The 26,281-nt window shown below is 72.9% G+C and carries 19 protein-coding genes and 1 pseudogene; 6 read left to right on the forward strand and 14 right to left on the reverse strand.

Annotated features, from left to right (window positions below):
• The first annotated feature begins 40 nt into the window (after nucleotides 1-40).
• Nucleotides 41-781 (forward strand): IclR family transcriptional regulator, encoded by a 741-nt coding sequence (locus HD601_RS07620; RefSeq protein ID WP_343076387.1) that lies wholly within the window; start codon nucleotides 41-43, stop codon nucleotides 779-781.
• A 5-nt stretch (nucleotides 782-786) separates the two neighbouring features.
• Here the strand turns inward: HD601_RS07620 and HD601_RS07625 are convergent, their stop codons facing one another.
• From HD601_RS07625 to HD601_RS07635, 3 genes are read right to left on the reverse strand one after another with little or no spacing between them, the layout of a single operon-like run.
• Nucleotides 787-2,106, reverse strand: coding sequence for a heterodisulfide reductase-related iron-sulfur binding cluster (locus HD601_RS07625; RefSeq protein WP_184820706.1), 1,320 nt, complete (start codon nucleotides 2,104-2,106; stop codon nucleotides 787-789).
• Nucleotides 2,097-3,218, reverse strand: a complete 1,122-nt coding sequence (locus tag HD601_RS07630) for an FAD-binding oxidoreductase (RefSeq protein WP_184820707.1) — start codon at nucleotides 3,216-3,218, stop codon at nucleotides 2,097-2,099. The genes HD601_RS07625 and HD601_RS07630 overlap by 10 nt, the downstream gene beginning before the upstream one ends.
• A complete protein-coding gene (locus tag HD601_RS07635) occupies nucleotides 3,215-4,657 on the reverse strand; it encodes an FAD-linked oxidase C-terminal domain-containing protein (RefSeq protein WP_184820708.1) in 1,443 nt (480 codons plus the stop codon). Before HD601_RS07635 ends, HD601_RS07630 begins: the two co-directional genes overlap by 4 nt.
• A 267-nt stretch (nucleotides 4,658-4,924) precedes the next feature.
• On the opposite strand from HD601_RS07635, the gene HD601_RS07640 reads away from it, so the two are divergent.
• Entirely contained in the window at nucleotides 4,925-5,611 is a 687-nt protein-coding gene (locus HD601_RS07640) for an FCD domain-containing protein (RefSeq protein ID WP_184820709.1), read from the forward strand.
• 99 nt (nucleotides 5,612-5,710) lie between these two features.
• Here the strand turns inward: HD601_RS07640 and HD601_RS07645 are convergent, their stop codons facing one another.
• Nucleotides 5,711-7,294, reverse strand: a complete 1,584-nt coding sequence (locus HD601_RS07645; RefSeq protein ID WP_221440676.1) for a DEAD/DEAH box helicase — start codon at nucleotides 7,292-7,294, stop codon at nucleotides 5,711-5,713.
• A 285-nt stretch (nucleotides 7,295-7,579) separates the two neighbouring features.
• Here HD601_RS07645 and HD601_RS07650 point away from each other — a divergent pair, with 285 nt between their 5' ends.
• The gene (locus HD601_RS07650) at nucleotides 7,580-7,999 is read left to right on the forward strand and encodes a PPOX class F420-dependent oxidoreductase (protein WP_184820710.1); all 420 of its coding nucleotides are present in this window, start codon (nucleotides 7,580-7,582) and stop codon (nucleotides 7,997-7,999) included.
• On the opposite strand, the gene HD601_RS07655 is transcribed toward HD601_RS07650, so the two are convergent.
• Genes HD601_RS07655 through HD601_RS07670 form a run of 4 tightly spaced genes read right to left on the reverse strand, consistent with a single transcriptional unit; the run spans nucleotide 7,984 to nucleotide 12,568 of the window.
• On the reverse strand, nucleotides 7,984-9,564 hold the full coding sequence (locus HD601_RS07655; RefSeq protein WP_184820712.1) for a PH domain-containing protein: 1,581 nt from the start codon (nucleotides 9,562-9,564) through the stop codon (nucleotides 7,984-7,986). The genes HD601_RS07650 and HD601_RS07655 overlap by 16 nt on opposite strands.
• The gene (locus tag HD601_RS35500; RefSeq protein ID WP_221440680.1) at nucleotides 9,561-10,058 is read right to left on the reverse strand and encodes a PH domain-containing protein; all 498 of its coding nucleotides are present in this window, start codon (nucleotides 10,056-10,058) and stop codon (nucleotides 9,561-9,563) included. Before HD601_RS35500 ends, HD601_RS07655 begins: the two co-directional genes overlap by 4 nt.
• The gene (locus HD601_RS07665; protein ID WP_184820714.1) at nucleotides 10,051-10,695 is read right to left on the reverse strand and encodes a TetR/AcrR family transcriptional regulator; all 645 of its coding nucleotides are present in this window, start codon (nucleotides 10,693-10,695) and stop codon (nucleotides 10,051-10,053) included. The genes HD601_RS35500 and HD601_RS07665 overlap by 8 nt, the downstream gene beginning before the upstream one ends.
• A gap of 55 nt (nucleotides 10,696-10,750) precedes the next feature.
• Nucleotides 10,751-12,568 (reverse strand): NHL domain-containing thioredoxin family protein, encoded by a 1,818-nt coding sequence (locus tag HD601_RS07670; RefSeq protein ID WP_184820716.1) that lies wholly within the window; start codon nucleotides 12,566-12,568, stop codon nucleotides 10,751-10,753.
• Nucleotides 12,569-13,189: 621 nt separating this feature from the next.
• On the opposite strand from HD601_RS07670, the pseudogene HD601_RS07675 reads away from it, so the two are divergent.
• Nucleotides 13,190-14,661: pseudogene (locus tag HD601_RS07675) on the forward strand (glycerophosphodiester phosphodiesterase family protein).
• A gap of 94 nt (nucleotides 14,662-14,755) precedes the next feature.
• On the opposite strand, the gene HD601_RS07680 reads toward HD601_RS07675, so the two are convergent.
• From HD601_RS07680 to paaN, 6 genes are all read right to left on the reverse strand, one after another.
• Nucleotides 14,756-16,828, reverse strand: coding sequence for an alpha/beta fold hydrolase (locus tag HD601_RS07680; protein ID WP_184820718.1), 2,073 nt, complete (start codon nucleotides 16,826-16,828; stop codon nucleotides 14,756-14,758).
• Between the two features lie 52 nt (nucleotides 16,829-16,880).
• Complete coding sequence (locus tag HD601_RS07685) at nucleotides 16,881-17,891, reverse strand: LacI family DNA-binding transcriptional regulator (RefSeq protein ID WP_184820720.1); 1,011 nt, start codon at nucleotides 17,889-17,891, stop codon at nucleotides 16,881-16,883.
• Nucleotides 17,892-17,925: 34 nt separating this feature from the next.
• Entirely contained in the window at nucleotides 17,926-18,846 is a 921-nt protein-coding gene (locus tag HD601_RS07690; RefSeq protein WP_184820722.1) for a carbohydrate ABC transporter permease, read from the reverse strand.
• On the reverse strand, nucleotides 18,843-19,778 hold the full coding sequence (locus tag HD601_RS07695) for an ABC transporter permease subunit (RefSeq protein ID WP_184829577.1): 936 nt from the start codon (nucleotides 19,776-19,778) through the stop codon (nucleotides 18,843-18,845). The genes HD601_RS07690 and HD601_RS07695 overlap by 4 nt, the downstream gene beginning before the upstream one ends.
• A 112-nt stretch (nucleotides 19,779-19,890) precedes the next feature.
• Nucleotides 19,891-21,258 carry an ABC transporter substrate-binding protein gene (locus HD601_RS07700; protein WP_184820724.1) on the reverse strand — a complete coding sequence of 456 codons (1,368 nt, stop codon included), beginning with the start codon at nucleotides 21,256-21,258 and terminating at the stop codon, nucleotides 19,891-19,893.
• A gap of 166 nt (nucleotides 21,259-21,424) precedes the next feature.
• Nucleotides 21,425-23,104 (reverse strand): phenylacetic acid degradation protein PaaN, encoded by a 1,680-nt coding sequence (gene paaN / locus HD601_RS07705; RefSeq protein WP_184820726.1) that lies wholly within the window; start codon nucleotides 23,102-23,104, stop codon nucleotides 21,425-21,427.
• A gap of 97 nt (nucleotides 23,105-23,201) precedes the next feature.
• Between paaN and paaI the strand changes: the two genes are divergently transcribed.
• Nucleotides 23,202-25,085, forward strand: a complete 1,884-nt coding sequence (paaI, locus tag HD601_RS07710) for a hydroxyphenylacetyl-CoA thioesterase PaaI (protein WP_184820727.1) — start codon at nucleotides 23,202-23,204, stop codon at nucleotides 25,083-25,085.
• Nucleotides 25,082-26,281, forward strand: a complete 1,200-nt coding sequence (gene pcaF / locus HD601_RS07715; RefSeq protein ID WP_184820729.1) for a 3-oxoadipyl-CoA thiolase — start codon at nucleotides 25,082-25,084, stop codon at nucleotides 26,279-26,281. Before paaI ends, pcaF begins: the two co-directional genes overlap by 4 nt.

Raw genomic sequence — 26,281 nt, forward strand, 5'->3', positions numbered from 1 at the left:
CGGGGAAGATCCTGCCTCGTCGAGGGCTCGCTCGGGTGGCGTGCAGTCGGTCGAGCGCGCGTTCGGCCTGCTCGAAACCATGGCCGACCACGGCGGCAGCATGGGGTTGTCCCAGCTGGCCACGGTCTCGCGACTGCCACTGCCGACCATCCACCGCATCGTCCGTACCCTCGTCGACCTCGGCTACCTGCGTCAGGAGCCGTCGCGACGCTACGCCCTCGGGCCGCGCCTGATCAGGCTCGGCGAGAGCTCCTCGACCATGCTCAGCACCTGGGCGCGGCCGCAGCTCACTCACCTGGTCGACGAGCTGGGCGAGTCGGCGAACCTCGCGATGCTCGACGGTGACCAGATCGTATACGTCGCCCAGGTGCCGTCGCGCCATTCGATGCGGATGTTCACCGAGGTCGGCCGCCGCGTCTGGCCGCACTGCACCGCCGTCGGCAAGGCCGTGCTGGCGACGCTGCCGGAGCGGACGGTCGACGAGATGCTGCAGCGCACCGGCATGCCGAAGCAGACCGAGCACACCATCACCGACCCGGCGGCGTTCGTGCGCGAGATCGCCCTCACCGCCGAACGCGGCTACGCCATGGACGACGGCGAGCAGGAGATCGGCGTGCGCTGTGTCGCCGTCGCCGTGCCCGACGCGCCGTCGAAGCTCGCCCTGTCCATCTCGGGGCCGTCGTCGCGGGTCACCGACGAGCTCGTGGAGCGCGCCGTGCCGCTGCTGACCCGGGCCGCCCGCGACCTCTCCGACGAGCTGATCGGCCAGACCCGCGCCTGACGCCGTCACCGTCGCGCCTTCGCCAGCGGCACGCCGCGGATCGAGGCGTCCAGGATCTCGATCGGGTGCACCAGCGGGATGTCCTCGCTGAGGAAGCGGCGCACCTGCAGCAGGCAGCCGGCGTTGGCGGTGGCGATGACGTCGGGCGCGGTCGACTCGATGTGGGCGGCCTTGCGCCGGCCCAGCTCCTCGGCGGTGTCCGGCTGGACGAGGTTGTAGATGCCGGCCGAGCCACAGCAGATCTCCGCCTCGGGGATGTCGGTGACCTCGACGCCCGGGACGGCGCGCAGCAGGTCACGCGGCTGCTTGCGGATGCGCTGGGCGTTCGCGAGGTGGCAGGCGTCGTGGTACGCGACCTTCGCGTGGATGGGATGCCGGGGCGCCCGCGGCTCCAGCTCGGCGAGCACCTCGTGGACGTCGCGCACCGACGCGGCGAACCGGGCGGCACGCTCGGCGTAGGCGGGGTCGTCGCGCAGCAGCTGCCCGTACTCCTTCATGGACGACCCGCAGCCGGCGACGTTGGCGACGACGACGTCCGCCTCGGCTTCCTCGAAGATGTCGACGATCCGGCGGGCGCGCGCGGCGGCGTCGTTCTCGAGGCCGGAGTGCAGCTCGAGCGCACCGCAGCACTGCTGGCCCTGCGGCACGACGACCTCGCAGCCCTCGGCCGCCAGCACCCGCATGGTCGCGGCGTTGACGTCGCCGAACAGCACCCGCTGCGCGCAGCCCTCGAGCATGGCGACCCGCAGCCGCTTCTCGCCGGCCGCCGTCGCGCCCGCGGGGAGCCGGCGGAACAGCGAGCGCACCGGCACCGGCGGCAGCAGGTCCTCGGCGGCGCGCAGCTGGGCCGGCAGCCGGTGCACGATCCCGAGCGAGTGCGCGAGCCAGCGCAGCCCCAGCCGCCGGTACAGCACGCCGAGCACCGCCGCCGCCCGCATGCGCGCGGGGTACGGGAACACCGCGAAGATCGCCCGGCGGACCAGCCGGTCCATGCGGGTGCGCGGGACGTGCCGCTCGAGCTGCGGCCGGGTCGCCTCGAGCAGCAGGTCGTACTGCACGCCCGACGGGCAGGCCGGCACGCAGGCCAGGCATCCCAGGCAGGAGTCGATGTGCCCGGCCATGGTCCGGTCGAGCGGGATCTCGCCGCGCTGGGCCAGGTCCATCAGATAAATGCGCCCGCGCGGGGAGTCCATCTCCTCGCCGTCGACGAGGTACGTCGGGCAGGTCGGCAGGCAGAACCCGCAGTGCACGCAGTCGTCGAGCAGGTCGCGCCGCGGCGGGTGGTGCGCGTCGAACGAGCCGGTCTCGCCGGGGATCAGAACCATGGTGCGAACCTTCCGGGGCACAAGCGGTCGTCGGGATCGAAGCTGCGCTTGACCGCGCGCAGGACGGCGACGGCGGGCGGCGGCTCGCCCCACGCGGGCAGCTCGTCGCGCAGGCCGTCGGCCCAGCGGCAGATGGTGGCGGCGGGGTACTCGCCACGCAGGGCGGTGACGACGGCGGCGTGCGCGGCCGCCGTCGCTCCACGCAGCCGGACGGTGTGCGCGCCGGCGTACGGGCTGCTGGCCATGGCGGCATCGACGGCGTGCGCCGAGGCCTCGCGGCCGACCAGCGCGGCCAGCGACGCTGTGCGGTCCGGCGCCGTGCCGAGGCGGACGACGGTGTCACCGTCGGTGCCGCGGACGAGATCGGCGACGGCATCCCAGGCGTCTGCTGCCGCCTCGGTCGCGTCCGCGCCGGCGAGTGCGCGGGCCCGGCGCAGGCGGTCCTCGACCCCGCCCGCCGTCCCGTCGAAGCGGGCGAGCAGAACACCGTCCGACCATTCCAACGCGACCGGCTCCAGGCCGCCGTGGACCAGCGTCCCGCCAAGGTCGAAGGCCGTCGCCGCGTCGCACGGGACCGCCAGGGTCGCCGTCGCCGCCGGGCGCGGGTGCAGCCGCAGGATCACCTCGGCCAGCACGCCCAGCGTGCCGAGCGAGCCGTGGAACAGCTTCGCGAGGTCGTAGCCGGCGACGTTCTTGATGACGTACCCGCCGGAGCGGGCCACCGTCCCGTCCGCCAGCACGACCGTCACGCCGATGACGGAGTCGCGCGACGTGCCGTACGTGTGCCGCACCGGCCCGGCGTCGGCCGTCGCGACCAGCCCGCCGACGGTGGCCGCGCGGGCCGGGTCGAGCGCGACCCACTGCGCGTTCTCGGCCAGCGTCTCCTGCAGCGTCGCGAACGGCATGCCCGCCTGCACGGCCACCGTCATGTCCGTCGGGTTGTAGCTGATCAGGCCGCTCATGCCGGTGGTGTCGAGGACGGCGTCGTGCTCGGGCGCACCACCCCAGTCCGCTGCGCTGCCGCCCCCGGCGACGGCCAGCCGCTCGCCCTTGCTGTCCACCAGGGCGTCGCGCAGCTCGGCCAGGCCGGTGGGCCGGTAGGTGTCGCTCATAGCCGCTCGATCACCCCGGCCTCCTCCAGCGGGTGCGGCCGGTACCGCCCGGGCCGCTCGCCGCACAGCCGCGGCGTCGGGAACACCTTGCCGGGGTTGCACAGGCCGTCGGGGTCGAACGCCGAGCGCAGCCGCAGCATCGTCGCGAGGTCGTCCTCGCCGAACATCCGCGGCATCGAGCAGGCCTTGTCCGCGCCGATGCCGTGCTCGCCCGACAGCGACCCGCCGAGCTCGACGCACAGCTCCGCGATCTCCGTCGACAGCTGCTCGGCGCGGTCGTGCTGGCCCTCGGCCTCGCTGTAGAGGACCAGCGGGTGCAGGTTGCCGTCGCCGGCGTGGAAGACGTTCGCGACCCGGATGCCGGCGTCGTCGGCCATGGCGGCGATGCGGCCGAGCACCTCGGCCAGCCGGCCACGCGGCACGACGCCGTCCTGGACGAAGTAGTCGGTGCTGATCCGTCCGACCGCGGCGAACGCCGCCTTGCGGCCCTTCCAGATCAGCGCGCGATGCTCGGCGTCCCTGGCCAGCATGATCTTCGTGCTGCCGTGCGCCCGGCAGATCTCCTGCACCTCGTCGAACTGCTCGGCGACGTCGTCGGGCGGGCCATCCAGCTCGACGACCAGCGCGGCGGCGGTGTCGGGGGTGTAGACGCTCTCGGTGGACGCGGCGACCGCCTGGATGGCGAGGTTGTCGAGCATCTCGACGGCCGCCGGGACGATGCCCGCCGCGATGATGCCGGTGACCGCGTCGCCCGCGCCGGCCACCGTCGCGAAGTCGGCCACCATGGTGCGGACGGCGGCCGGCTTGGCCAGGAGCCGCACGGTGACCTGTGTGACGATGCCGAGCGTGCCCTCGGAGCCGATGAACGCGCCGAGCAGGTCGTAGCCGGGCAGCTGCGGCGAGTCGCCGCCGAGCGTGGTGACGGTGCCGTCGGCCAGGACGACCTCGGCGGCCAGCACGTGGTTGACGGTGAAGCCGTACTTCAGGCAGTGCGCGCCGCCGGAGTTCTCGGCGACGTTGCCGCCGATGGTGCAGACCTGCTGGCTGGACGGGTCCGGCGCGTAGTACAGCCCGTACGGAGCGGCGGCCTTGCTGATGTCGAGGTTCGTGACACCCGGCTCGACGACGGCGCGCAGGTTGACGGGGTCGACCTCGACGATGCGGCGCAGGCGCTGCAGCGAGACGACGATGCCGTCGGCCACCGGGAGCGCGCCCCCGGACAGCCCGGTGCCGGCGCCGCGGGCGACGAACGGGACCCCGTGCCGGGCGCAGACCCGGACCGCGGCGGCCACCTCGTCGGTGGACCGCGGCAGCACGACCATGGCCGGGACCACGCGGTAGCCGGTGAGACCGTCGCACTCGTAGGTGCGCAGCCGGGCCGGGTCGGTGATGACGTTCTCAGCGCCGAGGGCCTCGGTGAGCTCCGCGACCCAGGTCATTTTCCGCAATCCGGAACTGAATGCATCGCCATACGGATACCTTAGATCCGGCGGCGGGGGTGGTCAACGGACCCCCGCCGGGGCACGGTTCCGCCGCCGCGGGTCACCGCGGCCCAACCTATAGGATCACCGTCGCGTTTCCGCTGTGTTGCCTCGCGGTAAAGCGCCAGGAACCGCCCCTGATCTGCAGAGTTACCCGTCCGCGCCACTCCGTCGGCAGCGAACGATCGGATAGGATCTCGCTGTTCGCGCGGAGGGAGTTGCATCGTGTCCACGGGCGCCGTCACCACCGGCATCGCCGGGCTCGCACCGCTGAATCGCATGCAACGCGCCGGGCGCACCGCGCCGCACGTCCGCGACCTCCTCGAAGAGGCCATCCTGCAGGGCGTGCTGCAGCCGGGGGCGCACCTCAACGCCGACGGCCTGGCCAAGCAGCTCGGCATCAGCCACATCCCGGTCCGCGAGGCCCTGCGCGCCCTCGGCGTCGACGGCTGGATCGAGTTCCGGCCGCACCAGGGCGCGTTCGTCCGCGGGCGCAGCGAGCAGGAGCTGGCCGACCTGTTCGAGAGCCGCACATTCCTCGAGGCGCACGCCGCCTCGCTGGCGGCCGAGCGTCGCACCGGCGAGCAGCTCGCCATCCTCGACGACATCGTGGGCCGGCAGCGGCGCTCCACCGACCCCGTCGAGCTGGCCCGCATCAACGCCGAGTTCCACAGCGCCATGGCCGACTGCTCGCAGAACACCCTCATGGCCGGGTTCGTCCGCACGCTGAGCATGCGGGCCCGGTTCTACTTCTCCACCGTCGCGCCGCAGCGGCAGGACACCTCCCGCCGTCAGCACGAGGCGCTGGTCGACGCGATCCGGCGGCGCGACGGCGCGGCGGCCGGCCGGCTGGCCCGCGAGCACGTCGCGGCCACACGGCGCGACGTGCGCGCGGAACTGCTCGGCCCCTGACCCGACCCCCGCGCCGGACGGGAGACGGCGACGCGCCGCCGCGACCCGGGATCGAGTCGCGACGGCGCATCGTGTCGTCGGTGCTGTCGTGCGACGGGGTCAGTCGCGGCGGCGGCCGTAGCCACCCGAGGGCCGGCCGCGGCCGGCGCCGGCGCCCTTGTAGGGGCGGCCCGAGCCGGACCGGTTCGGCCGGCCGTTGCCGGACGAGCGGGGCCGCTCGCGCTCCTGGACCATCGCCGGCGCGTCGGCGAGCGACGTCGGGGTGATGGGGCCCTCGACGGCGCGGGCGTCGACGTTCTTGGCCGTCACGCCGGCGCGGCGCAGCAGGTCGCCGAGCCCGCGCACCTGACGCGGGGTCGCGACGGTGACGACGGCGCCCGTGGCACCGGCGCGAGCCGTGCGGCCCGAGCGGTGCAGGTACGACTTGGGCTCGCCGGCCGGGTCGAAGTGCACGACCATGCCGACGCCGTCGACGTGGATGCCGCGGGCGGCGACGTCGGTGGCGACGACGACCTTGGCGCGGCCGGAGCGGAACCGGTCGAGGTTGCGCTCGCGGACCCGCTGCGACAGGTCGCCGTGCAGGTCGACGGCGGCGACGCCGGCGTCCTCGAGGTCCTCGGCCAGGCGCGTGGCGCCGTCCTTGGTGCGGGTGAAGACGATGCTGCGCGGGTTGGCCCGCATCAGCTCCGTCATGACCTCGAGCTTGTTGTACGGGCCGACGACCAGCACGTGGTGGTCCATGGTCGTGACCGAGCCCGCGTCGGGGTCGATCTCGTGCTTGGCCGGGTCGTTGAGGTGCCGGCGGACCAGCTTGTCGACGTCGCCGTCGAGCGTGGCCGACAGCAGCATCCGCTGCCCGCCCTCGGGCGTGGCGGCGAGCAGCTCGTCGACGACCGGGTAGAAGCCGAGGTCGCACAGGTGGTCGGCCTCGTCGAGCGCGACGACCTCGACGTCGTCGAGCTTGCAGATGCCCTTTTCGATGAGGTCGCTGAGCCGGCCCGGGGTGGCCACGACGACGTCGGCGCCGCGGTCGAGCCGGCGGATCTGCCGGTCGTACGGCGCACCGCCGTAGACGGTGACCATGCGCAGCCGCAGCGCCTCGGCCAGCGGCTCGAGCGCCGTGGTGACCTGGCCGGCCAGCTCGCGGGTCGGGACGATGATGAGCGCGCGCGGGCGGTTGGGCTCGCTGCGCTTGCCGTCGAGGCGGGCGAGGATCGGCAGGCCGAACGCCAGCGTCTTGCCTGAGCCGGTCTTGGCGCGCCCGAGCACGTCGCGCCCGGCGATGGCGTCGGGGATGACGGCCGCCTGGACGGGGGTCGGCTCGACGATGCCGTCGACGCCGAGGATCTTCACGACGCGGTCCGGCACGCCCATGCCGGAGAACGCCGAGCCGGCCGGGTCGAACGCCTCGATGGCGGCGCGCCGCTCGGGATCGAAGGGCCGGCGGTCGGCGGGGCGGCCGCCCTGGCGGCGGTCGCCACGGAACGGCCGGCGGCCCTCGCCGTCACGGCGGAACCCGCCGTCGCGACGGAACTCGCCGTCACGGCGGAAGCCACCCTCACGCCGGTAGCCGCCGTCCTCGCGGCGCGGACCGCCACGGCGGTCGGAACGCTGCTGGCGGTAGCCGGAGGAGGAACGGGAATCGGTGCCGGTCGAACCGCCGGCAGGGTCGTACGAAGTCACTGTGCTCCGAATCGGTAGAGCGCGGGCGCGCACCCCAGCACGTCCGCAAGCGGGCGGACGCACGGTAGGCCTTCGAGGGGCGCGGGGTACCCGACTTTCCCTCGACGTTCCACCGTCACAGAATTCGGGCACAAAATCAGGCCTCGCACGATCACGAGGCCTTGGCTTGTCCCCCAGTCTACCGGTTCCGCGGCCGAGGGACACCATCGGCGACGGAGACGCTCGTCACCACCACCCGCGAGCAGGGCGGAATGCGGTCCCGGGCCGGCCGCGTTGATCGCGGACATGAGCGACGACGCCCTCCGCAAGCTCCTGGCCGGACAGAACCTCGGCGTGCTGGCCACCGTCAAGCGCGACGGCCGGCCGCAGGTGTCCGTGGTGACCTACCACTACGACCTCGGCACCGACCTGGTCCGCGTCTCCGTCCGCGACCCGCTGGCCAAGACCCGCAACCTGCGCCGCGACCCGCGGGCGACGCTGCAGGCGACGGGGCCGGGCGGCGGCACATGGGTGGCGGCCGAGGGTGTCGCCACGCTCACCCCGGTGGCGCGCGACCCGCACGACGACACCGTCGAGGCGTTGGTCGAGCACTACCGCGACGCCCGGGGCGAGCACCCGGACTGGGACGACTTCCGCGCGGCGATGGTCCGCGACGAGCGGGTGCTGGTGAGCATCGCGGTTGACCACGTCTACGGGCGGGCCTGAGCCTCGACGACGTCGGCCACCGTCTCGGCCGGACGGGGTCGCGTGCTCGCCCGGAACGGGTCGAGCAGCCCCGGCGCGGCAGCGTCGGCGAGGTCGACGGCCTCGGCCGACGCGACGTCGAGCGCCGAGTACCCGCCGGTGCCCGCCGCCGTCGTGACCTCGACGGTGGCCAGGCGGAGCCGGCGCTGCAGCAGCGACTGCCGGAACGTGACGCCGACGACGGCGCGACTCTGCAGCGCCGCGGTGGTGCGGGCCCACGCGCCGGACCGGACGACGAGGTAGCCGTCGGCGACGGTGTGCCCCAGCGCGCGGTAGGCGACGACGGCGAGCGCCAGACCCACCGGCAGCACCCCGAGCCCGGCGAGCCAGACGCCGTCGGGCAGGGCGTCGATGAGCGTGGTCAGCCAGGCCAGCAGTCCGGTGACGAGCGCGGTGGTGGTGAGCGCCCAGCCGGCCCGGCGGCGCAGGGCCCGGCGCGGGTGCGCCCGCAGTGTCCGGTCGAGCGGGCCGGGGGTGGTCCCGAGGACCTCGGCGGCGACCCGGCGGGCGACCGAGACCGGCCCGCGCGGCAGGATCTGCGCCGACGGCGTCATGCTCCAGATGCTCAGGCCGGTCGAGACGACCGTGGTGTCGGCCATGCCGATCCAGCGCCAGAGCAGCGGCTCGGCGATCTGCACGCCGCGCAGGCGGTTGTCGTCGCGGTTGACCTCGCGGGTCTTGAACAGGCCCTGGGTGGTGCGCAGGACGGTGCCGCGCTCGCCCGGGACGCGTTCGAGCACGAACCGCCAGTTCTCGGTGAAGAAGTTGACCGCCAGCCCGACGACGCCGACCACGCCGACCGCCGCCACCGCGATGAGGACGGTCCACGCCGTCCCGACGGCGTCCCAGTCGGCGAGGCCCTGGACGAAGCCGGCCGGGTCGAGGCCGAACATCTGCAGCAGCCAGTACGTGCCCCACAGCAGCCCGGCCGCCATGAGGAACGCCCAGATGCTGAACATGTTGTAGAGGACCCAGGACCGCTCCAGGCGTGCCAGCACGTTCCCGTCCGGGCGTGCCTCGGCGGGTTCGTCGACGGGGTCCGCTCCCGCCGGAGCCGCGGCCGGAGTGACGCCGTACAGCAACTCCTGGCGCAGCCGTTCCGCGGTCTCGGTGCGGACGGCGTCGAGCATCAGGGCCGCCTCGCCGGCCGCGCTGTGCTGCCCGGCGCCGACGGTGACGACGCGCAGCCCGGCGAGCTTGTGCCGGAGCTTCGCCGACGTGTCGACGCTGCGGATGCGGTCGCGCCGGATGGAGCGGTGCTGCCGGACGAACAGGCCGGTGCGCCGCTCGACGTACTCGTCGGTGATGCGGTAGCGGGTCTTGACCCAGCGCAGCAGGTCGGCGATGCCGCCGAGGACGCCGAACGCGGTGGCGCCGAGGATGGGGCCCATGGTGCCCCAGTTGATCTCGGCGCCGAAGAACGCGATGGCGATGCCGGCGGGGACCATGGAGAGCAGCGTCTTGGCGGCGTCGACCCAGACGACGCGGGTGTCCAGGCGCTGCCAGGGCACCTCCTCGGTGCTCATGTCGCGTCGCCGGGCGTGCGCTGGGTGATCTTCGTCAGTTCCTCGGCCACGCGGGCGGCGACCGTCGCGTCGATGCCCGGCACCCTGACCGCGCCGCGCGAGGACGCCGTCGTGACCACCAGGGTCGCGAGGTTCATGACCTGCTCGAGCGGACCTCGGATGGTGTCGACGGTCTGGATGCGCGAGAGCGGCACGACCCGCCACTCGCGCACGACCCAGCCGGACACGGCGTAGACGGCGTCCTCGGTGACCTCCCAGCGGTGGACGGCGTAGCGCCACAGCGGCATCACGACGGTGACGACCGCACCCCAGACGGCGACGACGACCAGGATCGGGCCCAGCCAGGACCGGGCGCCGTCGAAGATCAGGTAGGCCGCGGTCACCAGGCCGGCGAGCACGCCGAAGCCGATGAGCGACTGCAGCGCCCACAGGCCCATGGCGCGCCGCTCGACGCGGTGCTCGGGCGAGCGCAGGGCGATCGGCTGCTCAGCCACGGGTCATCCGGCTCAGGCGCGACCGGCGGACGGCGAGGTCGTACGTCATGGACAGCTCCTTCGCGTAGGCGGCGACGTCGGTGTCGGGGCTGGCGAACAGCTCGGCCGGGATGGCCTCGATGCTCCCGAGCAGGGTGACGGCCATGAACCGGGGCGAGAAGTCGCGGAACTCGCCGTGCTCCTGGCCCTCGCGCAGCATCTGCTCGATCTGGCCGACGGACTGCTCGCGCTGCGACCGGACCAGCTCGCCGTTCTCGTGCCCGCCCACCCCCGCCAGCAGCTGGCCGAGCGCGAGCACCTGCGCGCGGTGGGTGTCGCAGAACACCACGAAGCCCTCGATGAGACGTTGCAGCGCCTCGCGGTAGGAGCCGGCGTCGCCGATGTGCTCGGTGAGCCAGCCGTCCATGAGCCCGTTGATGTCGGCGACGACCTGCTGGAACAGCTCGGACTTGTTGTCGAAGTGGTACGAGATGAGCCCCGCGCTGATGCCGGCGTGCTCGGCGATGCGGGCGAAGGACGTCTTGGCGTAGCCCAGCTCAGCCAGGGTCTCGATGGCGGCCGCGACGATCTGGTCGCGGCGGGCGGCCTCGATGAAGGACCGGGGCTTCTGGTCGGTCGCCTCATTTCTTGGTCGCATGACCAAGATTCTAGCGACACTTCCAGGAATCGGTAGTGCGCAGTGTCAGTGCAGGTCAGCCGCCGGACAGCACGAGCTCGATGCGCGCGGTGCCGCCGTCGACCAGGCGGACCGGGATGCCCCAGTCCTGCTGGTGGATGTGGCAGGCGGCGTTCTCGCCGCCGTCGTCGCACGAGGCGGCCATGGCGGCGACGTGCAACACGCCGGAACCGTCGCCGTCGCCGCTCGGCTCGACGACCAGCCGGCGGGTGAGCGCGGTGTCGCGGCCCTCGCCGCCGGCCAGCAGCGTCCCCGGCGTCGACGACACCGTCAGCCGGGTCGCCGGGCCGTAGCGCTCGTCCAGCTTCTGCCCCGGCGGCGGGTCGAAGACGACGACCAGCTCGACCTCGCCGGGCGCGACGTCGAGCACGGGGCGCTGGGTGCGGTGGGCCGAGCCGGACGCCGTCGCCGCCGAACCCAGCGGCACCCGGGTGAGCCGGTGCGCCGCCGACTCGACGACCACCAGGTGCTCGCCGTCGACGACCGCGCCGCTCGGCTCGCGCAGCCCGGTGGCGAGCGTGCTCACCTCGCCGGTCGCGGGGTCGTAGCGGCGGACGGCGTTGTTGTAGGTGTCGCTGACGGCGACGGAGCCGTCCGGGAGCGCCGTCACGCCGAGCGGGTGCTGCAGCAGCGCCTGGCCGGCCGGGCCGTCGCGGAAGCCGAAGTCGAACAGGCCGGTGCCGACGGCGGTCTCGACGACGCCGTCGCGCAGGCACCGCAGCGCCGACGTCTCGGAGTCGGCAAGCCAGACCACGCCGTCGCCGCCGACCGTGAGCCCGGACGTCTGGGCGAACCACGCCTCGCCGAGCTTGCCGTCGACGAGGCCCTCGTTCGTGGTGCCGGCCAGCGGCGCGACGATGCCGGCCACCGGGTCGAACCGCCACAGCTGGTGGATGCCGGCCATCGCGACGACGACGGTCTCGTCCCTGGGCGACCAGACGACGTCCCACGGCGACGACAGAGAGCCCGGCTCGAGGTCGCCCTGCATCCACGGCCGCCCGGTGCCGGCGACGGTCGTGACCTGGCCGTCGGCGAGCCGCACGCCACGCAGGACGTGGTTGACGGTGTCGGCGACGAGCACGTCGTAGCCGGCCGGCTCACGCAGCTCCGGCGGCAGCAGCGTCAGGCCCTGCGGCTCGTTGAAGCGGGCCTCGCCGGGGCCGCCGTCGGCCAGGCCGCGCTCGCCGGTGCCGATGCGCCGGACCACCGTCTCGAGGTCGTCGGCCAGTTCGACCAGGCTGTGGTTGCCGCTGTCGCTGACGAGGAAGGTCCCGCCGGGCAGCGCGACGACCTTGCCGGGGAAGCGCAGCGTGGTCGGCTCGGGCTCCGGCGGGACGTACGGGCCGTCGCCGCGGCGCAGCGTGCCCTTGGTCTCGTGCACCGGGATCAGCTCGTCGAGGATCGCGGCCAGCGCGTGCGCGTGCCCCTCTCCGGAGAACTGCGCCACGACGTAGCCCTCGGGGTCGACCAGCGTCAGCGTGGGCCAGGCCCGCACGGCGTAGTTCTGCCAGGTCGTGAGGTCGGGGTCGTCGATGACCGGGTGGTGCACGCCGTAGCGCTCCACCGCCGCGACGACGGCCTCGTGCTCGGCCTCGTGCACGAACTTCGGCGAGTGCACCCCGATGATCGTCAGCTCATCGGCGTAGGCCTCCTCGAGCGGGCGCAGCTCGTCGAGGACGTGCAGGCAGTTGATGCAGCAGAAGGTCCAGAAGTCGAGCAGGACGAAGCGTCCGCGCAGGCCCGCGAGGGTCGGCGACACGTCGCCGGTGTTCAGCCAGCCGCCGCGGCCCACCAGTTCGGGAGCGCGGACCCGGGCCCGTCCAGTCGTTGCCATGTCCACCATTCTGCGCGCCCGATACCTCTGGCCGGGTGAGAGCCCCGCACATGACAGAGCCCCGACGCGGAACCACAACCCACGCGCCGGGGCTCTCACCGGGATCATCGGTGTTAGAGCACCTACTCCGGCGGCACCAGTCTACGCGTTGACGAATTCGCTGACCAAGTGTCATGCTGCAGGGCTAACTACATTGGGACTCCGCCCGACGTAGTCCGGAAACGGGCTACCGGGCGGACTGTTAGAGCGGTTCACCTGGTGCCCCCGCGAGGGAAGGTATCTCGTGAACCACAACAACAGTCGAGGACGCACCTTGCTGGAACGCCTGCAAAGGCTGCGACAGCACACCGAGGTCGTCAGCCTGATCCTTCGGGATCTCAGGCCGATCATCCGGGGAGTGTCCTTGGTTCTGGGTGTTTCCCTGTCACTGTTCGTCGCGCTGCTGAGGTAGCCGGGGCGAACCGCAGGGAGCGAACGGGGTCGGCGCGAGCCGGCCCCGTCGTGCGTCAAGGCGCCCGACTTCACAGGAGCGTCGGGCGGGCGTCACCCGGAGGCCCTTCACCGCACACCTTTCCTCCCGAAAGTAGTGGGTTCACCCCCACCCCCCCCGGGAGAGAACCCATGCCCAGCACCCTGAGGACGACGGCGATCACCACGGCCGCCGTCGCGCTGACGGTCGCCGGCTTCGTCCGCGCGGACGACCAGGCGCCGCCGCCACCGCCCGCCGCAGCCGACCCCGTCACCGCTGCGACGACCCAACCGAGCAGCAGCGTCACCGGCATCGAGGACATCCACGAGATGTACCTCGACCACGGCCTCGACGCGGGCGTGATGGTCATCGCGCACCGCGGCTACTGGCGCGGCGCGCCGGAGAACTCGATCGCCGCCGTCGAGCAGGCGATCGACCGCGGCGCGCACGTCGTCGAGATCGACGTGCAGCGCACGGCCGACGGGCACCTCGTGCTCATGCACGACACCACCGTGACCGGACCACGAACGGCACCGGCGCGGTCTCGTCGCTGACGCTCGCGCAGATCAAGGCGCTGCGGCTCAAGGAGCACCTCGGCGGCGCGCAGGCCGCCGTCACCGACCACCAGGTGCCCACGCTGGAAGAGGCCCTCGCCGTCGTGAAGGACCGGGCGATGGTCAACCTCGACAAGGGCTGGCCGTTCCGCGACCAGGAGTACGACCTGCTCGCCCGGACCGGGACGCTGCGCAACGCGATCTTCAAGAGCGACGCGCCGGTCGCCGAGGTCGAGGCGTTCCTCGCGCGCGACCCGGAGATCCTCTACACGCACGTCGTCGGCGACGGGAACGCGTCGTCGATCGGCACCTTCACCGATGCCACCCGGCCGCAGGCGTACGAGCTGGTCTTCGACCGGCTGACCGACCCGCAGATCCAGCCGGCCACGGTCGCCGGCATCCGGGAGCACGCGCGGGTCTGGATCAACACCATGTGGTACGGCCTGGCCGCCGGCTACACCGACGAGAGGTCGCTGGTCGACCCGGCCGACGGGTGGGAGCCGGTCGTCGAGCGGCACGGCGCGTCGATGATCCAGACCGACGACCAGGACCAGCTGGTCGACTGGCTGGCCGCGCGCGAGGCCGGCCGGGACTGGCCGGCGGAGCCCCGGCCCGGCACGGTGCGCGTGCAGGCCGAGGACTACTCGATCGACGGCGTCGGCGTCGGCTACTCCGACCAGGACGCCGAGAACCGCGGCGGCGCGGCCCGCGAGTACGAGGGCGTCGACGTCTGCGACAACGGCGGCGCGACCGTCGTCTGCTGGATCCGCGGCGGCGAGTGGATCCGCTACTCCGCCGACGTGCGGGTGCCGGGCCGGTACGCCGTCACCGCGCGGGTGTCGTCGCCGTACCGCCCCGCCGGCCGGTTCACGCTCGAGTTCGACGACGGCGGCAGCCTCGGCCCGGTGGACGTGCGGACCACCACCGGCCACAACAACTTCATGACCCAGCCGGCCGGCGAGATCGTACTGGACCGCGGGACGCACCACTTCACGGTCCGGATCGACCCGGACGCCTACCAGAACTTCAACCTCGACTGGCTCGAGCTCACCCGGATCGGGAGCCGCTGATGCGCCGAGGCGCGGTCGCCGCTCGCCCCGCCCGCGGTGGGCAGGGCGAGCGCGCGCTGACGGCGGCCTCGGTCAGGCACGGAGGCGCCGGCGGTCAGGTGAGGATCGCCGGCGTCTCCCAGTCCTTGCCCAGCACCTGGTGCGCCAGGAAGGCGAACACCGTCTGGTACCAGACCTTCGCGTGCTGCGGGGTGAGGATCCAGTGGTTCTCGTCGGGGAAGTACAGGAACTTGTGCGGGATTTCGCCGTCCTCGGCCTCGGCGCGGGAGGCGATCTCGAACCAGAGCCGCAGCGCCTCGCCGATGGGCACCCGGTAGTCGCGGTCGCCGTGGATGACGAGCATGGGGGTGGTGATGGAGTCGACGTGGTGGTGCGGCGAGTTCGCCGCCGCCATCTCGGCCGTCATCTCCTTGACCCAGTAGAACGCGGCGTCCGTGGTCGGGCCGAACTGGTCGAGGGCCCACAGGCTGGCGTGCGTGACGATGGCGTCGAAGCGGTCGGTGTTGCCGGCCACCCAGTTGGCCATGTAGCCGCCGAACGAGCCGCCCATGGCGGCGGTGCGGGTGTCGTCGACGTCGTCGCGGGCGACGGCTGCGTCGGTGGCGGCCATGAGGTCGGTGAACGGTGCCTTGCCCCACGCGCCCCAGCCGCGGCGGACGAAGTCGAGGCCGTAGCCGGTGGACAGCGCGGGATCGGGCAGCAGGACGGCGTAGCCCTGCGCGACCGCCAGCCACGGGTTCCACCGCCACGACCAGGCGTTCCACGAGCCGAGCGGGCCGCCGTGGATCCACAGCAGCAGCGGCGCCGGGCTGGTGGCCGACGCGCCCTCGGGCAGCGCCAGCCAGGACCGCACCCGCACGCCGTCGGCCGCGGTGGTCTCGACCTCGGTCAGGGTGCCGGGCAGCACGGGCACGGGCGCCGGGGCCGGCAGCGGCGACGACTGCTGGCCGGCCTCCGTCGCCGACAGCCGGACCGGCCGCGGCGGCTCGAGGTAGGACGTGCGCAGCGCGTAGGCGGTCCGGCCGTCGGGCGAGACGACGAGGTCGGAGTAGGCGTAGTCGTCGGCCGTGAGCTGGGTGATCGAGCCGCTCGCGACGTCGATGCGGAACACCGGGGCGCGGCCGTCGTCGTCGGCGGAGAAGAGGATCGCGGCGCCGTCGGGCGTCCACACGGGCGCGCCCGGCCAGCGGTCCCAGTCGGCGGTGAGCGAGCGGATGGCGCCGTCGGCGAGCGTGACGAGGACGAGCTCCTGGTCGACCGGCTCCGTGGGCGTCGACCGCTTGCCCTGAATGGCGGCCACCGTCGCGCCGTCGGGGCTGAACTTCGGCGCGTCGAACTCGTGGTCGTCGACGTCGGCGAGGATGCGGCGCTCGCCGGTCGCGACGTCGACGGCCACCAGGACCTGGCGGAAGCCGCCGCGCTCGGGCTTGTTCCACACCGAGACCACGGTGCTGCCGTCGGGGCTGACGTCGTAGCCGGCGGAGTCCAGCGACCGGCCGGCGTCGGGCGTGAGGTCGCGCAGCTCGACCGCGGGGTCGTCGAGCGGGGACTCGCCGTCCTGCAGCCTGCCGGCGAACAGCCGCGGTGCGTCGGGGCCGAGGTCGTGATCCCAGTACCGGACCGGGTACCGCTCGTGCAGGATGGCGGCGACCTTCTTCTCCTTGCGCTCCTTGCGCCGCTTCTCCTCCGACTCGACGTCGGTGGACGACGGGAACGTGCTGGAGGCGACGACGACGGTGCCGGACTCGCGCGCGACGACCACGCCGCCGAGACCGCCGGGCCGCTGGGCGACGACCCGCGCCTCACCGCCGTCGGCCGGGAGCAGCCACAACAGAGGAACGGAGTCGTCCGCAGTGTCTCCGGACACGGCGGGGTCGGGGCGGGCGGAGCCGAACAGCAGCGAGCCGTCGGGCAGGAAGGCGGCGCCGCTCTCGCCCTTGGCACTGCGGGTCAGCCGCCGGGCCGGGCGCTCGCCCGCGGGGTCGACGTCCCAGAGCGCGGTGACGTAACGGGTCCTGTCGGGGTTGAGGGTGGACACCGCGGTCACCAGCCGGGTGCCGTCGGGTGACAGCGTCAACCCGCCGGTGCGCGGCAGTGCCACGTAGGCGTCCAGATCGTGGAACGGGGTGGGTGGAGTGTCCGGGGTCTCCGGCGTGGGCTCTGTCACCTTTCCTGCCTATCACGCCGATCCGGCGGAGAGAACCGCACTACCTACGCAACTACGTACGCACGGCCGCCGTGCTGGTCCGTGCGATCAACTTCGTCGCGACGGTGATCACCGACGGCTCGGTGTCGACGCCGGAGCGCAGCCGGTCGACCAACGCGGCCGCCGCCAGCCGGCCCTCCTCGCGGACGTCCTGCGCGACGGTGCTCAGCCCGAACAGCCAGGACAGGTCGTGGTCGTCGACCCCGATGACAGAGAGGTCCTCGGGCACCCGCACGCCGTCCTGCCGCGCCGCGTAGATGATGCCCATGGCGACCTCGTCGGAGACCGCGAACACCGCCGTCGGCATGACGTCGCGGGCGGCCAGCTCGGCGTACGCGGCGATGCCCGCCTCGACGGTGAACTTGGCCGGGACGGACAGCCGCGGGTCGGGCTCGACGCCGGCCGAGCGGAGCACCTCGAGGTAGCCCAGCCTGCGCTCCGGCGAGACGGGGAAGCCGAGGTGGTCGTCGGGGTCGCCGCCGGCGAACGCGATGACCCGGTGGCCGAGCTCGACCAGGTGCCGGGTGGCCTGCCGGCCCACCTCGACGTCGTCGACGCGGACCGAGGAGATGCCCGGCACGATGGGCCCGACCACCATGACCGGCCGGTGCATGGCGTGCAGCGCCGCCACCTCGTCGGTGTCGAGCGGCAGGCTCATGATGAGCAGGCCGTCGGCGCGCTTGCGCAGCAGCTGGGTGTCGAAGACCTTGCGCCGGTTGGTCTCGACCTCGGAGAGGTCGTAGCGGAGCACGTCGTAGCCGTGCTGCGCCAGCACCTCCTGAGCCCCTTCGAGCACGGCGGTGAAGTACCAGCCGCGGGCCACCGGGGACACGACGGCGACGGCGCCGGTGCGGCCGGTGGGCAGGCCGGCCGCGCTGGGCGACGCGACGTAGCCCAGCTCGGCCGCGATGTCCTGCACGAGCTGCCGCGTGGTGGCGGACACCCCCGGCAGCCCCCGCAGCGCCCGCGACACCGTCGCCACCGACACCCCGGCGCGGGCCGCGACGTCGACGATTCCGGTCATCGCACAGGTCTCTCCGCCGCAGACGGGTCCAGGGTCACCCCTTGACGCTACCTGCGAGCAGTCCTCGGACGAAGTAGCGCTGGAGCGAGAGGAACACGATCACCGGGATGACGATCGAGATGAACGCGCCCGCCGTCAGCAGATGCCACTCCGTGCCCTGGCTGCCGGACAGCTCGGCGATGCGGGCCGTCAGCGGCGCCACGTCGCGGGTGCCGCCGACCATGGTGACCGCCACCAGCAGGTCGTTCCAGACCCAGAGGAACTGGAAGATGCCGAACGCGGCGATGGCCGGTGTCACCAGCGGCAGCATGATCCGCATGAAGATGGTGACGTGGCCGGCGCCGTCGACGCGGGCCGCCTCGACCAGCTCCGCCGGGACCTCCTTGAAGAAGTTGTGCAGCAGGAAGATCGCCAGCGGCAGCGCGAAGATCGTGTGCGAGATCCACAGCGGCCAGAACGAGCCCCCGCCGTGGATGCCGCTGTCGACGTACATCCGCAGCAGCGGGATCAGCGCGATCTGCAGCGGCACGATCTGCAGCGCGAACACGGCGACGAAGATCGTGTCGCGGTACGGGAACCGCATCCACGCGAACCCGTACGCCGCGAGGCAGGCCAGGAACACCGGGATGACCACCGACGGGATCGTGATGACGATCGAGTTGATGAAGTACGTCGACAGCGCCGTCTGACCGTAGAGCACCTCGTCGTAGTTGGCGAGGGTCAGCTCCGGGTTGGTGAACCAGGTCCACCAACCGGTGGTCTTCAGCGACTGCTCCGGCCGGAACGACGTCAGCAGCAGGCCGAACGTCGGGATGGTCCAGAGCACGGCCACGATCAGCGCGGCCAGCGAGGCCCAGCGCGACGTCAGCCGCTTCTTCGCCCGGCCCGAGATGGTGGCGGGCTCGCCCTGTGCGAGCTCCTCCTGGACGGCGGGGGTCGGGATGACGGCGCTCATCGGTACTCCGCCTTTCGCATCTGCCGGACGTTGTACACGACGATCGGCACCACCAGCACGAACAGGATCACGGCCATGGACGACGCGACGCCGGTGTTCAGGGTGCGGAAGCCCTGCGTGTAGAACTCGTAGGAGATGACGCTGGTCCCGAACTGGCCGCCGGTCATGGTGCGGACGATGTCGAAGACCTTGAGCGTGCCGATCGCGATGGTCGTCAGCACCACCACCAGCGCCGGCCGGATGCTCGGCACCGTGATGTAGCGGAACATCCGCACCCCGGTCAGCCCGTCGAGCTGGGCCGCCTCGGTGATGTCGGACGGGATCGCCTTGATGGCCGCGGACAGCACGGTCATGGCGAAGCCGGCCTGGACCCACACCATGATGACGATGAGGAACAGCGTGTTCCACGGCTCGCCGATGAGGAACTGCCGTGGCTCCGCGCCGAGCCAGACGAGCACTTGGTTCAGCAGGCCGATCTGCTCGATGCCCTGCTGGTCCGGCCGGTACTCGTAGACGAACTTCCAGATGATCGAGGCGCCCACGAGCGAGATGGCCATCGGCAGGAAGATGACGGCTTTCGCGGCCGCCTCGACCCGGCTGCGGTCGACCAGGACGGCGTACACCAGCCCGATGAACGTCGACAGGAGCGGCGTCAGGAACACCCAGATCGCGGTGTTGCGCAGCACCGTGATCATCGCGTCGTTGGTGAAGACGAACTGGTAGTTGTCGCCACCCACGAACTCGCCGGCGCGGTCGAAGAACGACTGGTAGGTGGTCCGGATCGCCGGATAGATCAGGCCGACCGACAGGAGCAGCAGGGCTGGCAGCACGAAGGCCAGCGACTGCCAGAGGTCCGCGCGCTTCCGGACCCGGCCGGTGAGCAGCAGGATCAGGCCCATCAGCGCGCCGAACAAGGCGATCGCCAGGACCATCTGCAGGAGCTTCTCGGAATTGTCCACGTGTCACCACCTCGATGCGGAGGTCAGGGGCGCTCAGGCCGGTGTGGGCGAGCGGGATGATCCCCGCCCGCCCACACCGCACCCGTTACGGCCAGGCGTTCTCGATGGCGTCGACCGTTTCCTGCGTACTGGCGCCGGTGATCCAGTTGACCATGCCGGTCCAGAACGCGACGGTCCCGACCTCGGCCGGCATCAGGTCGGACGCGTCGAACCCGAACACCGCCTCGGGGTCGGCGATGATCTCGGCCGACAGCTGGTTGACCGGGCTGTCGTACGCGTCGACCGGAACGGTCCGGTTGGCCGAGACGAAGTTGCCCTTGCTGGCGCGCTCGGCGTGCCAGTGGTCGGTGGACAGGTACGTCTGGAAGGCCTGGACCTCCGGACGCTCCGTGAACGCGGCCACGAACTCGCCGCCGCCCAGGACCGGGTTGCCCTGCTCGGGGTCGATGCCCGGCAGGTAGAACGCGTAGACGTCGCCGTCCTCGGCCACCTCGACGCCCTCGCCCCAGTTGGCCTGGTAGAACGAGGCCTGACGGTGCATCCAGCAGTTGCCCTGCAGGATCGGCAGGCCGCCGTCCTCGAACCGCGTGGTGGCGATGCTGGACACGTCGCCCAGGCCGCCGTTGACGTACTGGTCGTTCTTGAGGATCTCGCCCACGGTGTCGAACGCCTCGACCACCTGCGGGTCGTTGAAGGGGATCTCGTGCTGGTACCACTGCCGGTAGGCGTCGATGCCGGCGGTACGCAGCATGACCTCCTCGACCCAGTCGGTGCCCGGCCAGCCGGTGGCGTCGCCGGAGCCGAAGCCGGCGCACCACGGAATGCCGCCGTCGGCCACGATCTGGTCCGAGAGCGCGATCAGGTCGCCCCAGGTCTCGGGGATCTCGTAGCCCGCGTCGGCGAACGCCGACGGCGAGTACCAGACGAAGGACTTGACGTTGGCGCCGAACGGCGTGCCGTAGTACTCGCCGTCCACGGTGCCGTAGTCGATCCACGCGGGGTCGAACGAGGCCTCGACGTTGGCCCGGGCCTCGTCCGGCACCGGGATGACGGCGTCGTAGTCGCGGACCAGCGTCGCCAGCAGCCCCGGCTGCGGGATGATCGCGAGGTCGGGCGGCGACCCGCCCTGGATGCGCACCGGCAGCTGCGCCTCGAACTCGTCCGAGCCCTCGTAGACCACGGTCATGCCGGTGCATTCCTCGAACGCGTCGAAGGACGCCTCGAGCGGCGCGTCCTCCGGCGCCACGATGGTGCTGTAGACGGTCACCGTGGTGCCGTCGAGGTCCGTGAAGTCCTCCGCGAAGGCGCAGTCGCCACCGCCTCCGCTGGTCTCACCGCCCCCAGCGGTGTCGTCGCCGCCGTCGTCGTCGCCGCCACAAGCGGCCAGGACGAGCGACACGCTTGCAGCGAGGCCGACAGCCGCCCAGCCCTTGCGGGCGCTGCTCATCGCCATGTGTCTGTCTCCCTCCCAGAAGGGATCGGTCCGAGCACCTGCCGCTCGAATCCCAGTGCATGAACGAAAACGTTTACGCTCGAAAATTGCAAGAGCCCATCGGCAACTTCGCCGTAACGATTACGTCACGCCGTACTGGTGGGTGTGAGATGTGACACGGGACGGCTCAGGCGTGCCGGCGCGAGGCGACCACCCGGAACCGCGACGCGACGAACGCGGAGTCGGTGATGCAGGAGTTCGCGGCCGGGTTGGCCCCCGTGCCGTGGAAGTCCGAGAACGCCGCCGACTGGTTGACGAAGACCCCGCCGGTGAGGTTGACCGACAGCGGGACGCCGGCCTCGAGCGCGGCCTGCTCCGCGGCGTCCAGGACGGCCGGATCGGTGGAGTAGACCGACGCCGTCATGCCGCCGTGCTCGCGGACCGACGACGCGAACCGCTCCAGCGCCTGTGCCGTGGAGTCGGCGGCGATGAGGAACGAGACCGGACCGAAGCACTCGGCGGAGTAGCGGTCCTCGTCGGCGACGTCGACGGCGACGACGGCGGGCGTGCGGACGGTGGCGTCCGGCCAGGCCGGGTGGGCCAGCGTGCGCGCGGCGAGGACCGTGCCGCCGTCGCCCGCCAGCGCGTCGACCCGCTCGCGCACGCCGTCGTTGACCACGGCGCCCAGGATCTCGACCGCGCGGGCGTCGTCGCCGAGCAGTTTGTCGACGGCGCCCGCGAGGGCCGCGCCGAACTCGTCGAAGGTGATCTTCCCCTGGTCGGTGAGCACGCCGTCGCGCGGCACGAACACGTTCTGCGGCGCGGTGCACATCTGCCCGGTGTAGAGGCTGAGCGAGAACGCGAGGTTGCCCACGAGGCCCCGGAGGTCGTCGGTGGAGTCGACGACGACGGTGTTCAGCCCGGCCTTCTCGGTGAACACGACGGCCTGGCGGGCGTGGTCCTCGAGCCAGTCGCCGAAGGCCGTCGAGCCGGTGAAGTCGATGATGCGGACCTCGGGCCGAACGGCGAGGACGGCGGCCAGCCGGTCGGCCGGGTCCTCGGCGGCGAGCGTGACGAGGCTCGGGTCGAAGCCGTACTCGCCGAGCACCTCGCGGACCGCCTGCACCGTGACGGCCAGTGGCAGGACGGCGTTCGGGTGCGGTTTGACGACGACGGCGTTGCCGGTGGCCAACGACGCGAACAGCCCGGGCCACGAGTTCCACGTGGGGAACGTGTTGCAGCCGACGACCAGCGCGACGCCGCGCGGCACCACGTGGAAGGTCTTCTCCATGCGCAGCGGCTCGCCCTTGGCCGGCTTCTCCCAGAGCACGCTGCCGGGGACACGGGCCTGCTCGGCGTGGGCGTAGGCGACCGCCTCGAGCGCGCGGTCCAACGCGTGCGCGCCACCGGCCTGAAAGGCCATGACGAACGCCTGGCCGGACGTGTGCATGACGGCCTGAGCCAGCTCGAAGATGCGCGCGTGCAGCCGCGACAGCGCCTCGAGGCAGACCGCGGCGCGGGCGTCGGCGCCGGCGTCACGCCAGGCCGGCATCGCGGCCTGCGCGGCGGTGAGCAGCGTCGTCACGGCCTCGTCGGTGGCCGGCACCCGCGGGTAGCGGATGCCGAGCTCCGGGCCGAACGGGCTGACCTCGGTGGCGACGGTGCCGTCGGCGCCGGGCGTCTCGAGCGGGAAGTCCGCGCCCCGCCAGGCCTCGAAGGCGGCGAGCCCGTCGGCGGCCGCGGTCTCGCCGTAGACACGGGGGCTGGGCGACTCCGGATAGGCGGAGAAGAAGGCGCGGTCGCGGATCGCCGCCTCGGCCTTGCCGAGGAGGTCGCGGTGCCGATCGATCAGAACACCCAGCGCCATCGCAGGACCTCCACAGAATGTGACAGACTGACGCACAGTTGCTTCCACTCTGTCACAACGACCCGCCGCCCGTCCATGAGGGGAGAGACTCGTTCCTATGGACGCGATCGCCCGTTCCGTGCCCGTCGGCGTCGTCGGCGCCGGGACCATGGGCGCCGGCATCGCCCAGGTGGCCGCGGTCGCCGGGCACGAGGTGCGGGTGTACGACGCGGTCGACGGCGCCGCCGCGGCCGCCGTCGAGGCCACGTTCGCCCGGCTGGCCCGCGCGGTCGACAAGGGCCGGCTGCTCCAGGAGGAGGCCGAGGACGCCGCGACCCGGCTGCGCGCCGTCGACACCCTGGAGGACTTGGCCGGCTGCGGCCTCGTCGTCGAGGCGGTCGTCGAGGACCTCGAGGTCAAGCGGGCGCTGTTCGCCGGGCTCGAGGCGGTCTGCGGCCCCGACGCGATCCTCGCGACCAACACGTCGTCGCTGTCCGTCGACGCCGTCGCCGAGTCGCTCGCGCTGCCCGGCCGGGTCGCGGGCCTGCACTTCTTCAACCCCGCGCCGGTGCTGGCGCTGGTCGAGGTGGTCAGCGGCGCCCGCACCGACGCAGGCGTCGCGGACCTGCTGGTCGCGACGGCGACCGCCTGGGGCAAGACCCCGGTACGGGCGGCATCGACGCCGGGGTTCATCGTCAACCGGGTCGCCCGGCCGTTCTACGGCGAGGCGTTCCGGCTGCTGGAGGCGGGCTCGGTGGACGCCGCGACCGTCGACGCGCTGCTGCGCGAGTCCGGCGGCTTCCGCATGGGCCCGTTCGAGCTCGCCGACCTCATCGGCCACGACGTCAACCTCGCGGTCAGCCGGTCGGTGTGGGAGGCGTTCGGCCGCGACCCGCGGTTCACGCCGTCGGTGCTGCAGGAGCGCCTGGTCGCCGACGGCCGGCTGGGCCGCAAGACCGGCGGCGGCATCTACGCCGACGACGAGCCGCCCCCCGCGCCGTCGACGGCCGACCCGGTCGCGGGAACGGGCACGTCGGCACCGTGGACCGGTGCCGGCGGGTTCGACCCGTCGACGCCGGGGTGGCGTATCGACGACGGCGACGTCGAGCTGCGGCTCACCGACGGCCGGACGGCGGCGCAGCACACCGGCGGCGGCCCGCGCACCGTCGTGCTGGTCGACCTGGCGCTCGACGCGACCCCGGCGCGGGTCGGCCTGGCGGCTCCCGAGCAGGCGCCGAAGGAGCACGTCGAGGCCGCCGTCGGGTTCCTGCAGAGGCTCGGTCACGCCGTCACGGTGCTGCCGGACGTCCCCGGGCTGGTGGTCGCCCGCACGGTGGCCACGCTCGCCGCCGCGGCCGCCGACGCCGTCGACTCCGGCGTGGCCACGGCCGAGGACGTCGACACCGCGATGCGCCTGGGGGTGAACTACCCGCGCGGCCCCTTCGCGTGGGGCGAGCGACTCGGCTGGGACTGGGTGGCCGGGATGCTGGACGCGCTGGCCGCCGCCGACGACCCGGGCCGCTACCGGGTGTCGCCGCAGCTGCGCGACCGTGCCGGCGACGGCGGGGCGACGCTGGCCAGGCGGGCCGCGGACGCGATGTGGGCCGGCGACGCCGCGTCGCAGGCGCTGGGGATGACCCTCGAGTCGGTCGGGCCCGGCCGGGCCGAGGTGAGCATGCGGGTGCGGGCCGACATGGTGAACGGCCACGGCATCTGCCACGGCGGCCTGATCTTCACCCTGGCCGACTCCGCGTTCGCGTTCGCCTGCAACTCCTACAACCGCTCCACCGTGGCACAGGGCGCCGACATCACGTTCCTGGCGCCGGCCCGCGAGGGCGACCTGCTGGTGGCCACGGCCCAGGAGCGTCATCGCAACGGCCGCAGCGGGCTCTACGACGTCACCGTCCGGCGGGTCGATCCCGACGAGGCGGTCATCGCGGAGTTCCGCGGGCGATCCCGCGAGATCCCCGGCACGCTCGTGCCCGGCGAGGAGGAGACATGACCGAGGCGTTCCTGGTCGGCGGCGTCCGCACCCCCATCGGGCGCTACGGCGGCGCGCTGTCGGCGGTGCGGCCGGACGACCTCGCCGCCCACGTGCTGCGCGAGCTGCTGGTCCGCCACCCGTCGGTCCCGGCCGACGTCATCGACGAGGTCGTGCTCGGCTGCGTGAACCAGGCCGGCGAGGACAACCGCAACGTCGCCCGCATGGCCGTGCTGCTGGCGGGCTACCCGCCGTCGGTGCCGGGCGTCACGGTGAACCGGCTGTGCGGCTCCGGCCTGGACGCGCTGGCCTACGCCGCCCGGACGGTGCGCACGGGTGAGGCCGACGTCGTCGTGGCCGGCGGGGTCGAGTCGATGTCGCGGGCACCGTTCGTGCTGCCCAAGGCGCAGGTCGCGTTCGACCGCGGCAACGCGCAGGTCTACGACTCCACCATCGGCTGGCGGTTCGTGAACCCGGCGCTCGAGGCCGCGTACGGCACCGACGCCATGCCCGAGACGGCCGAGAACGTCGCCGCCGAGCACGGCGTCGGCCGGGCCGACCAGGACGCGTTCGCCCTGCGCAGCCAGCAGCGCGCCGCGGCCCACCGCAAGGAGCTCGCGGCAGAGATCGTCCCCGTCACCGTGCCCCGCAAGCGCGCCGACGCCGTCGTCGTCGACCTCGACGAGCACCCGCGCGACACCTCGCTCGAGGCGCTGGCGAAGCTGCGGCCGGTCGTGCGCCCCGACGGCACCGTCACCGCCGGCAACGCCTCCGGTGTCAACGACGGCGCGGCCGCCCTGCTGGTCATGAGCGCCGCCGCCGTCGAGCGACACGGCATGGAGCCGCTGGCGCGCATCACCGGCGCGGCCACCGCCGGCGTCGAGCCGCGGGTCATGGGCCTCGGCCCGGTGCCGGCCACCCGCAAGCTGCTCACCCGCGCCGGCGTCGCGCTGGCCGACGTCGGCAACGTCGAGCTCAACGAGGCGTTCGCCGCCCAGTCGCTGGCGTGCCTGCGGCTGCTCGGGCTGCCCGACGACGCCGAGCACGTGAACCCCAACGGCGGCGCCATCGCCCTGGGGCACCCGCTGGGCATGAGCGGCGCCCGCATCGCGCTGTCGGCGGCCCTGGAGCTGCAGCGGCGCGGGTCGCGGCACGCGCTGGCCACCATGTGCATCGGGGTGGGCCAGGGGATCAGCGTCCTCCTGGCCCGCCCCTGA

This window comes from Jiangella mangrovi, assembly GCF_014204975.1.
In the GTDB taxonomy this organism is placed as follows: Bacteria; Actinomycetota; Actinomycetes; order Jiangellales; family Jiangellaceae; genus Jiangella; species Jiangella mangrovi.